Source organism: Streptomyces bobili (assembly GCF_002154575.1).
Taxonomy (GTDB): domain Bacteria; phylum Actinomycetota; class Actinomycetes; order Streptomycetales; family Streptomycetaceae; genus Streptomyces; species Streptomyces bobili.
In genome coordinates this window covers 1-936 of the sequence record NZ_MUBA01000692.1, presented here as the reverse complement: position 1 = coordinate 936, position 936 = coordinate 1, and the positions used below count along the sequence as shown (strand labels likewise).

Below are 936 nucleotides of genomic sequence, written 5' to 3'. Positions count from 1 at the left end.
GCCGGCGGCGGCGTCCTGGTCACCGGTTCCGTCATCACGGTCGGGGAAGCCCGGCTGCTCCTGGGGAAGGGCTGAGTCCTCACACCATGCGTACGCTCTGTTCCTCCACCCTCATCGGCGAGTTCTTCATCATCGGCTTCGCCGGTCTGGTCGCCATGAAGGACGCCGACCTCACCACGTCCACGGTGTGGACGGTGTGCGGCATCGCGATGTTCCTCAGCCTGCTGCTGTGCGGTGTGGTCACCCGGCCGGGAGGCGTGGCCCTCGGCTGGGCGCTCCAGATCGCCCTCGTCCTCAGCGGCTTCGTCGTGCCGATGATGTTCATCCTCGGCCTGCTCTTCGGGGCCCTGTGGTGGGCGTCCGTGCACTACGGCCGGGAGATCGACGCGGCCAAGGCGCGCTTCGCCGCGCAGGCCGCCGCCAACCCCTCGGACACTGCTGACGCTGCGTGACAGGGGCCAGGACACGCCCTGTAATCTCGTCCCACCGCACCCCGGCAGTAGAAGGAGTCACCCAGTGAGCCAGCGCACCCTCGTCCTGCTCAAGCCCGACGCCGTCCGTCGTGGCCTGACCGGCGAGATCATCAGCCGTATCGAGCGCAAGGCCGGCTGGCAGATCACCGCGCTGGAACTGCGCACCCTGGACCAGGACACCCTGGAGCAGCACTACGGCGAGCACAAGGGCAAGCCCTTCTACGAGCCGCTGGTGGAGTTCATGGCCTCCGGCCCGGTCGTCGCCCTGATCGTCGAGGGCGAGCGGGTCATCGAGGGCGTGCGCGCCCTGGCCGGTCCGACCGACCCGATCGCCGCCGCCCCCGGCTCCATCCGCGGTGACTTCGGTGTGATCGTCCGCGAGAACCTGATCCACGCCTCCGACTCCGAGGAGTCCGCCGACCGCGAGGTGAAGATCTTCTTCCCCGGGCGTGCCTGATCCTGT

Annotated in this window: 2 protein-coding genes; both read left to right on the top strand. The window is 68.9% G+C overall.

Going from position 1 to position 936, the window contains the following annotated elements:
* The first annotated feature begins 86 nt into the window (after positions 1-86).
* Entirely contained in the window at positions 87-452 is a 366-nt protein-coding gene (locus BZL64_RS36315) for a DUF4233 domain-containing protein (RefSeq protein WP_086773292.1), read from the top strand.
* Between the two features lie 64 nt (positions 453-516).
* Positions 517-930 (top strand): nucleoside-diphosphate kinase, encoded by a 414-nt coding sequence (gene ndk / locus BZL64_RS36310; RefSeq protein ID WP_086773291.1) that lies wholly within the window; start codon positions 517-519, stop codon positions 928-930.
* The last annotated feature ends 6 nt before the right edge of the window (positions 931-936 follow it).